Origin of the sequence: Oceanisphaera psychrotolerans, assembly GCF_001870485.1 — a bacterium.
Classification (GTDB): domain Bacteria; phylum Pseudomonadota; class Gammaproteobacteria; order Enterobacterales; family Aeromonadaceae; genus Oceanimonas; species Oceanimonas psychrotolerans.
In genome coordinates this window covers 51661-59745 of record NZ_MDKE01000015.1, presented here as the reverse complement: position 1 = coordinate 59745, position 8085 = coordinate 51661, and the positions used below count along the sequence as shown (strand labels likewise).

General features: G+C 58.5%; 8 protein-coding genes. 5 read left to right on the top strand and 3 right to left on the bottom strand.

Annotated elements, in window-relative coordinates; all coding sequences use genetic code 11:
• Positions 1 to 435 precede the first annotated feature (435 nt).
• From prmA to BFR47_RS07150, 4 genes are all read left to right on the top strand, one after another.
• Positions 436 to 1311: a 50S ribosomal protein L11 methyltransferase gene (gene prmA / locus BFR47_RS07165; RefSeq protein ID WP_071472425.1), complete on the top strand. Its 876-nt coding sequence runs from the start codon at positions 436 to 438 to the stop codon at positions 1309 to 1311.
• A gap of 212 nt (positions 1312 to 1523) precedes the next feature.
• Positions 1524 to 2489: a tRNA dihydrouridine synthase DusB gene (gene dusB, locus BFR47_RS07160; RefSeq protein ID WP_071472424.1), complete on the top strand. Its 966-nt coding sequence runs from the start codon at positions 1524 to 1526 to the stop codon at positions 2487 to 2489.
• A gap of 25 nt (positions 2490 to 2514) precedes the next feature.
• On the top strand, positions 2515 to 2814 hold the full coding sequence (gene fis / locus BFR47_RS07155; protein ID WP_071472423.1) for a DNA-binding transcriptional regulator Fis: 300 nt from the start codon (positions 2515 to 2517) through the stop codon (positions 2812 to 2814).
• A 146-nt stretch (positions 2815 to 2960) separates the two neighbouring features.
• Positions 2961 to 3515 carry a hypothetical protein gene (locus BFR47_RS07150; protein ID WP_071472422.1) on the top strand — a complete coding sequence of 185 codons (555 nt, stop codon included), beginning with the start codon at positions 2961 to 2963 and terminating at the stop codon, positions 3513 to 3515.
• Here the strand turns inward: BFR47_RS07150 and BFR47_RS07145 are convergent.
• Both BFR47_RS07145 and BFR47_RS07140 read right to left on the bottom strand, forming a co-directional pair.
• Positions 3512 to 5311, bottom strand: a complete 1800-nt coding sequence (locus tag BFR47_RS07145) for a TRAP transporter permease (RefSeq protein WP_071472421.1) — start codon at positions 5309 to 5311, stop codon at positions 3512 to 3514. The genes BFR47_RS07150 and BFR47_RS07145 overlap by 4 nt on opposite strands.
• A 68-nt stretch (positions 5312 to 5379) precedes the next feature.
• The gene (locus BFR47_RS07140) at positions 5380 to 6363 is read right to left on the bottom strand and encodes a TAXI family TRAP transporter solute-binding subunit (RefSeq protein ID WP_071472420.1); all 984 of its coding nucleotides are present in this window, start codon (positions 6361 to 6363) and stop codon (positions 5380 to 5382) included.
• A 244-nt stretch (positions 6364 to 6607) separates the two neighbouring features.
• Between BFR47_RS07140 and BFR47_RS07135 the strand changes: the two genes are divergently transcribed.
• Complete coding sequence (locus BFR47_RS07135) at positions 6608 to 7249, top strand: hypothetical protein (protein WP_071472419.1); 642 nt, start codon at positions 6608 to 6610, stop codon at positions 7247 to 7249.
• Positions 7250 to 7311: 62 nt separating this feature from the next.
• Here BFR47_RS07135 and BFR47_RS07130 read toward each other — a convergent pair whose 3' ends face one another.
• Positions 7312 to 8070 carry an iron ABC transporter ATP-binding protein gene (locus tag BFR47_RS07130; protein ID WP_071472418.1) on the bottom strand — a complete coding sequence of 253 codons (759 nt, stop codon included), beginning with the start codon at positions 8068 to 8070 and terminating at the stop codon, positions 7312 to 7314.
• Positions 8071 to 8085 lie beyond the last annotated feature (15 nt).

Below are 8085 nucleotides of genomic sequence, written 5' to 3'. Positions count from 1 at the left end.
CCAAATATGGCGCATCGCGACGCCGGTTACACAAGAGGTGTCCATCTCATCATCCTTGGGGGCTCAGCCGCGCCATCCGTGGCGCGGCCGGGAAGTGCTCCTGCCGTCCAGGCATTCCCGCCATCCATGGCGGTCAGATGGTCGGCTGAGCAGATCCCTTTGTCCTCCTGCCAGCAGCCGAGTTGTCTTCTGGCATCGCCAGCGGGCAGCTCCTGAGCATGGAAGCAGCAGTAGGGATTGCCGAGCGTCACATGGATGTGCTCGAAGCGTGTCGGAGAAGGTAACCCTGCTGCTGCTTGGCTTCGCAAGCTATATAGTGACGACTTGTGACCAAGAGACTGGTCTATAGCGCTCCGGTATTCTGCTGCCCGCCAACAGGACACCGGGGCGCTGCAATGTTAGAATCTTCCCTTTACCGTTTGATGAAGCCTCGCCATGCCCTGGATACAAATTCGCATTAACGCCACCGAAAAAACCGCCGACAAAGTCAGCAACATGCTGCTGGGACGCGGTGCCCAGGCGGTGACCTATATGGACGCCGAAGACAAGCCAGTATTCGAGCCGCTGCCCGGCGAAACCCTGCTGTGGGACGACACCGTGGTGGTGGGCATGTTTGATGCCGAAACCGATCCGGCGCCCATCATCGACTTTCTGAAAAAGTTCTATCGCAAGGATCTGACCTATAAAGTCGAACAGCTGGAAGACAAGGACTGGGTCCGCGAGTGGATGGACAGCTTCCACCCCATGCGCTTCGGCCAGCGGCTGTGGATTTGCCCGAGCTGGCGCGATGTGCCGGACCCCACCGCGGTCAACGTGATGCTGGATCCGGGCCTGGCCTTCGGCACCGGCACCCACCCCACCACGGCTCTGTGCCTGGAATGGCTCGACGGCCAGGATCTGAGCGGCAAAACCGTGATCGACTTTGGCTGTGGTTCCGGCATTCTGGCGCTGGCGGCCCTCAAGCTGGGTGCCAAAGAGGTGATCGGCATCGACATCGATCCCCAGGCGCTGCTGGCCAGTCGCGACAACGCAGAGCGCAACGGCGTGGCCGACCGCCTGAGTGTTTATCTGCCCCAGGATCAACCCGATGGCCTCAAGGCCGACGTGGTGGTCGCCAACATCCTGGCCGGCCCGCTCAAGGAGCTGTCGCCACTGATCAGCAGCCTGGTCAAGCCCGGCGGCAAACTGGCGCTGTCCGGCATTCTGGAAAGCCAGGCCGAAGGCCTGAACCAGCACTATGAGCAGTGGTTTGCCATGGATGCCCCGCAATTGCGCGAAGACTGGGCCCGGCTTAACGGCGTTAAAGCCTGATACCAGGCGGCGCCCGGGTTGGCAGCGCCGTTCTGACGCCAGGTCAAGCCTGAAATCGTACTTTTATTCACCGCCGGGGGCCGATTTTTTGCGCACAGGCCCCTTGCCGGCCTTGACTTATAAAAATTTCCAATCCGGTCAATTTGTGACCTTTTCAGCCCCCTAAAAAATGCGTAAGATACGCGACCCTGAGCCGAGATAGCCGTATTCTCATGGAAATTGGTCCTTACAAATTGTCCACACCACTGCTGGTGGCGCCGATGGCCGGAGTGACCGACAGGCCCTTCCGTACCCTGTGCCTGCGCATGGGAGCCGGCATGGCCGTGTCGGAAATGATGTCGTCCAACCCCAGAGTGTGGCAGTCCGAAAAATCCCTTCGGCGTATGGATCATGCAGGAGAAACCGGTATCCGATCCGTCCAGATTGCAGGGGCAGATCCGGCGTTGATGGCCGAGGCGGCCCGGTTCAATGTGGACCAGGGCGCGCAGATCATCGACATCAACATGGGATGCCCGGCAAAGAAGGTAAACAAGAAGATGGCAGGTTCCGCCCTGTTGCAATACCCGGAGCTGGTGCAGGAAATTGTCCGCGCCGTGGTAAATGCAGTGACGGTTCCGGTCACCCTGAAAATTCGTACCGGCTGGGATCCGGATCACCGCAACGGCGTGCACATTGCGCGTATCGCCGAAGACTGTGGTATCCGGGCGCTGGCCGTGCATGGCCGCACGCGGGCCTGCATGTACAGGGGTGAAGCGGAATACGACACCATCAGAACAATAAAACAAGCCGTCTCTATTCCCGTGATCGCCAACGGGGATATCGACAGCCCGGAAAAGGCGCGTTTTGTACTGGATTATACCGGCGCCGATGCCATCATGATTGGCCGGGCTGCCCAGGGACGGCCGTGGATTTTTAGAGAAATCCGCCACTATCTTGAGCAGGGCACCACTCCCGCACCGCTTCCCAAGGACCAGGAGCGGTCCATGATCCGGGAACATGTTGCCGCACTGCACGAGTTTTACGGTGCGGTAATGGGCGTAAGGATTGCCCGGAAACATGTGGGGTGGTACCTGCAGGAAAGTGATGCGGGCCGTGACTTTCGCCGTAATTTCAATGTTCTGGATGAGGCCGGGCAACAGCTCGACTCGCTGGAGCAGTATTTCGCGAATATAGCTTAACGAACACAAGAAGAGCCGACCGAATATGTTCGAACAAACTACGACTTCAGATGCACTGGTTACTACTACTAAATCTCCGACTTCCGAGCAGCCTACCCAGCGCCCGCTACGCAACTCGGTAGAGCAGGCCCTGCGTAATTACCTGTCCCAGCTCAATGGCCAGGAAGTAACCGAGTTGTATGAGTTGGTCCTCGCCGAAGTCGAAGCCCCGATGCTGGACGTGATCATGCAGTATACCCGCGGTAACCAGACCCGCGCCGCCAACATGATGGGCATCAACCGCGGTACCCTGCGCAAGAAGCTCAAGAAATACGGCATGAACTGATAGCAACCAGTTAAAACATTGAATTTAAAGGCATCATTCCGAAAGGGGTGGTGCCTTTTTCTATTTTGTAGCACACCATGTAGCACACAACGCCAACCGTTCAGCTCAGCTGTTCACCTGCCAACGCTTCATTGATAAGGATCACCATGAAAATTGCGACGTTAGGGCCTGCTGGCAGCAACCACGAACTGATTGCCCGGCGCTACCTTGAAAGGCGCTGTTCAGACGAGGGCAGCGTGGTATTGTTCGCTGAGTTCGAAGAGGCATTTCAGGCTCTTATGGCTGGTCAAGTCAGCCACTTACTGCAGTGCACCGCCCATGCCACCCATGGCGATTGCGTTGGTCGCTATATGCATCGTGCTTACCCGGTGGATACCTTTATTGCGGGCAGCAAGCCGCTGGCTCTGATTGCACAACGCGCGATAGCTCGGCCCACTCGGGTAGCGATTCAGCCAGCGACACGCCACTACACCGATCTGACGGAATACCGGATAATCGAAGCCCCGACCACAGTGGCGGTGGCAGAGGGGCTGCTCGCGGGGCGTTTTGAGGCGGGTATTTGCGCCGAAGAGGTGATGGCACAGGCGCCCGAGCAACTGCGTTTGATACAGTCACTGGGGCCTGCGCTGGATATCTGGGTGATCTTTGCTACCCAGCCGCTGCCGGCTTCTTCACCACTACGGTTGGATGCGGAAGTTTAAAACCCGAAGATCAGCATGCCCCCAGCCGCGATCAGCGCTCCTCGCTGCCACAGCGCCTTACGAGCAATCACACCGAAAGAGATGGCACCCAAGCCCATTGCCACTTTCAGCGCATCAAACAGGGCGCCTGAAGGGTTAACGGCCAGCTGGATCATGTCCGGGTTGGCCACCATCGCCAGGGGGATAATATACAGCCCTATGCCCAAAGCCATGGCCTTGAAGGCGACTTTCAGCCAGTTCTCTCCCACCATGCCCGCGGCGATAAATACCCCGCCACACACCGGCGGTGTGATGGTAGAGAGTAGCGCATACCAGAAGACGAAAAGGTGCGCCAGGAGCGGCTCCAGGCCCAGTGAGATCAACGCCGGTCCGGCAACAGAGACGCAGATGACATAGGCGGCGGTGGTCGGTACCTCCATGCCCAAAATCAAGCAGGCCAATGCCGTTAGCAGCAGTGCTGGCCATAGCATGTCGTTGGAGAGCGACAGAATACCCGAGGTGATCTTGACGCCCAATCCGGTCAACGACAGTACGCCGACCACCAGCGAAGCACAGAGGATGATGGCACCAATCACTGCAATTTGCCGCCCGGCGGTCACCGCTGCTTCCGATAAACGCCGGGCAAAGCCGGACAGCGAAAAGCGCAGCGCAACATCAAAGCACAGCAGCGCCATGCCCGCAAAAATCGCAATGCTCGCGGCGTACTGGGGGGTATAACCGCCGTTGAAAATACGCTCTAACAGCAGCACGAACGGGATGGCGAAAAACAGCGAGGTAATCAACACCTCTTTCGTGCCGGGGCGTTCGCTTTCGGCCATGGGCTTGAGATCATGCCGGGTCGCATAAGCATTAATGCCTATCCAGACCGTCAAAAAGTAGAGCACCGCCGGCAGCATGGCCGCCGCCATAATCTGCGTATAGGGTGTGCCCGTCAGCTCCACCATGACGAAGGCCCCCGCCCCCATCAGCGGCGGCATGATTTGCCCACCGGAGGAGGCAACCGCTTCCACCGCACCGGCCAGCGAGCGTGGGTAACGCAGACGGACCATGGATGGAATGGTGATGGCCCCGGTGGAGGCCACATTGGCCGAGGCCGAACCAGAGATGGAGCCCATCAGCGCGGAGGAAATCACCGCCACCTTGGCCGCCCCTCCCGTGAGCCGACCCGCGACCGCGCTGGCCAGATTCATAAAGCCCTGGCCCGCTTCACCGGCATTCAGCACGGCGCCGAAAATCACAAAAATGGCGACGACGCCGACACTCACTCCGGTGAGCGACCCCCATAGCCCGCCTTCGGCAATGGTCAGGGTGCCCACCATGCTGGGCAGCGGCAGCCCCGGATGGCCAAACGCTCCCGGAATGTACTGGCCAAAAGCGCCGTACATCAGGGCCAGCAGGGCCACCAGCGGTAGCGGCCAGCCAATGGCCCGGCGTGCCGCTTCAAGTGCCAGGGCGATTAAAAACAGGCCTATTGCCATCTGCAGGTGGCTATCGATAAAGCCGTACTGGTCAGCCAGCGCCGACTCGTTAACGGCAATATAGCCACAGGCCGCTATGCCCAGCACCGTCAGCAACCACCCACTGATGCGCTGCGCCGGCGTCTTGGCCATATAGACCAGTATCCAGGGCAACAACAGCGCCATGTGCAGCGGTCGACTGACGAGCGCAGGCGTTAAGCCATAAAAGATCAATCCAAGATGAAACACGACACTGGCCGCCCCTAGCGCGATCCAGCCAGGCGCTATTGCGTCATCATCCGCAGGGGCCGCCGTGTGCGACGAAGTAAAAGCACGCATGCCAGGTTACCTATCAATACAGCACAGCCACGGTGGTGCCGTGGCTGTGAAAAGCGGAACGACAAGGATTAACGCAGGGAGTCAGGGACCACAAAGCCCGCTTCTTCGTAGTAACGCAACGCGCCCGGGTGTAACTGACCGGCCATGTTTGTCAGCATGCCGGGGGTAATACTGCTCCACCACACGGCTTCTTCTGCCATGGCATCGCGACGCTCCCAAAAGGTCTTGGTCAGCGTATAAGCGGTGTCATCATCCATAGCAGTGGTGGTGTAGGCAATGACCGGTAGCGACGTGGTCTCTACGTCTTCATCAACGCCGGGATAGATGCCAGCCGGAATGGTCTGGCGTGGCGCACCGGTCTGTTCGATTTGTTCATCGGTCAGGCTGATCAGGGTCACCGGCATGCTGGCGGCCGTTTCAATCACATTGGGCGACGGGAAAGAGCTGGAGGTCACAAAGCCATCAATCTGGCCGTTTTTGAGCGCATCCGGGCCACTGCCAATGGCTGCATCGGCAATTTTCACACTTTCTTCCAGGCCAAACAGTTTCAGGTAGCGAGCGGCTTCACGGGCGCCAAAGGTGCCTCGACCAATCAATAAATGCTTACCTTCCAGCGCGGTGATATCGGTCACGCCTTCGTCACCCGCCAACACAAAGTGCATGGTAATAGAGGGGATCGGGAATAAACCACGAATTTCCTGAAAGCGGGGATGCTTGCGTTTGGCAAAGGCGCCCTCTCCGGCCATGGCTTGCTTGACCAATGCAGGCGGTGTGGTAAACACATAGTTGCCCTGGCGAGCCATCACTTCCATCACGTTTTGTACCGAGCCCTGACTCTCTTCCAGGGTCAGAATAATGGCGTCATCCGTTCCCTGACGGATGGCTTCCGATAGCTCTACGCCCATCTGATAATAGGCGGTACCCGCAGAGGCCGATTTATAGGTCACACGGGTGTCAGTGTCGGCATGAGCAGAGAAAGCGGCACTGGCGAGTGCCAGCGTTGCCGCCGACACACCCAGCGTGTGGCGAAGTGAGCGAAAGGGGTTGCGCATCGTTATTTTCCTTAATGTATCCAGCGGCCGTTTTCCAACGGTCCTCGTTTTATCTCATCAAGCGGTGAGTATGGCGGGCCTCAACATAGCACGACAGTGCCCAGGCGGGCCAGGCTCTGAAGGAGCCCCACATTTTTTGTGAATAATTTATCCCGGCAGACTCGCCCTTGTTTAAGCAGCCTTCATGCGCGGGAATATTACCTAGACTGATAGCAATGGATTTTTATAGACGAGACAATCACCCATGGTCGGGATAAAGCAGAGGCAATCCGGGCTCACCACCGTTGAATATGCCATCGTCGGTGCCTTGCTTGCCCTGGCGGTGGTCGCCAGCTTTGCCGGGCTCGGCAAGGCGGTGGGTGATACTGTGATGGATCTTGTGGTGGCAATTCAGCAGCTCAATGACAATGATGCTGACGCAAATTCCGACAATAACAATGGCGGTGACAACTCGGGATCCACCGGCGGTGGGTCGGGAGCTGGAACTGGCGATAGCGGTTCGGGTTCGGGTACCTCAGGCGCCGGTGACAACGGCTCCGGTTCGAGCTCAGCGGGCGCCGGCGATAATGACTCCGGTTCGGGCTCAGCGGGCGCCGGCGATAATGGCTCCGGCTCGCCGGGTGCCGGTGATAACAGCCCTACATCATCGTTATCGGACAGCGCCGATAGTGATACCGAAGCCCTCCCTGCGCCGGAGACTGCAGCAGCCAATATTTCCCCCTCTGCTGATGGCGCCATACCAGCCCAAGGCAGCGTCAATACCCAGAGGCAGATCAACGCGCATGAGCAGGGAGTACAATCGTCATTGTCTCCCTGGCTGCTCGGCCTGATCGCATTTGTCCTGGCATGGTGGCTGTACCGCCGCAGGAAGAAAAAAGCGGCTTAAGCGGGTGAGCCAAAGCAAACCTCCGGTTGGAAGGTGGTAGTCCTGCCCCCCTTCAATACAGGTCAGCCGTAATACAGGCAGATGCGCTGGCCGCGGATGTCTGCGATGTCGAAGTCGGTGTCGTAGATGTCCGACAACACCTCGGCCCGGATCACCTCGTTTACCGGGCCCTGGGTGATCACCCGGCCCTGTTTGAGGACGATGATGTGGTCGGAGTAGCAGGAGGCGAAGTTGATATCGTGAATGACGATCACCACCGCCTTGTTCAGCTCGTGGGCCAGCACCCGGATATTGCGCATGATCTGCAGCGAGTGTTTGATATCCAGATTGTTCAGCGGCTCGTCCAGAAAAACGTATTCGGTGTCTTGTGCCACCACCATGGCGATAAAGGCGAGCTGACGCTGGCCGCCACTCAGCTCGTCCAGATAACGGTGCTGAATACCGGTCAGATCCAGATAGTCGATCGCCTTGTCGATCACCGCCTTGTCTTCGCGGCTGAGCTTGCCGCCGCTATGAGGAAAACGGCCGAACGACACCAGCTCTCGCACGCTGAAACGCATGCTGAGGTTGTTGGCCTGACGCAGCACCGCCAGCCGTTTGGCCAGTGCCCTGGTGTCCCATTGCGCCAGCTCCCGGCTGTCGATAAACACCTGACCGCTGTCTTTTACCAACAGGCGGCTCGCCATCGAGAGCAGGGTGCTCTTGCCCGCGCCATTGGGGCCGATAATGGCCGTGACCTGGCCGGTCTTGAAACAGGCGGAGGCCTGGTCGACCACCATTTTCGAGCCGAATTTCTTGGTCAGCTGTGCGAGTTCGATCATTGTTCTGGTTATCCG

Coding starts and splice junctions, on each gene's coding strand:
- prmA (WP_071472425.1), top strand. CDS start 436: ATGCCCTGGATACAAATTCGCATTAACGCCACCGAAAAAACCGCCGAC.
- BFR47_RS07130 (WP_071472418.1), bottom strand. CDS start 8,070: ATGATCGAACTCGCACAGCTGACCAAGAAATTCGGCTCGAAAATGGTG.
- BFR47_RS07140 (WP_071472420.1), bottom strand. CDS start 6,363: ATGCGCAACCCCTTTCGCTCACTTCGCCACACGCTGGGTGTGTCGGCG.
- BFR47_RS07150 (WP_071472422.1), top strand. CDS start 2,961: ATGAAAATTGCGACGTTAGGGCCTGCTGGCAGCAACCACGAACTGATT.
- fis (WP_071472423.1), top strand. CDS start 2,515: ATGTTCGAACAAACTACGACTTCAGATGCACTGGTTACTACTACTAAA.
- dusB (WP_071472424.1), top strand. CDS start 1,524: ATGGAAATTGGTCCTTACAAATTGTCCACACCACTGCTGGTGGCGCCG.
- BFR47_RS07145 (WP_071472421.1), bottom strand. CDS start 5,311: ATGCGTGCTTTTACTTCGTCGCACACGGCGGCCCCTGCGGATGATGAC.
- BFR47_RS07135 (WP_071472419.1), top strand. CDS start 6,608: ATGGTCGGGATAAAGCAGAGGCAATCCGGGCTCACCACCGTTGAATAT.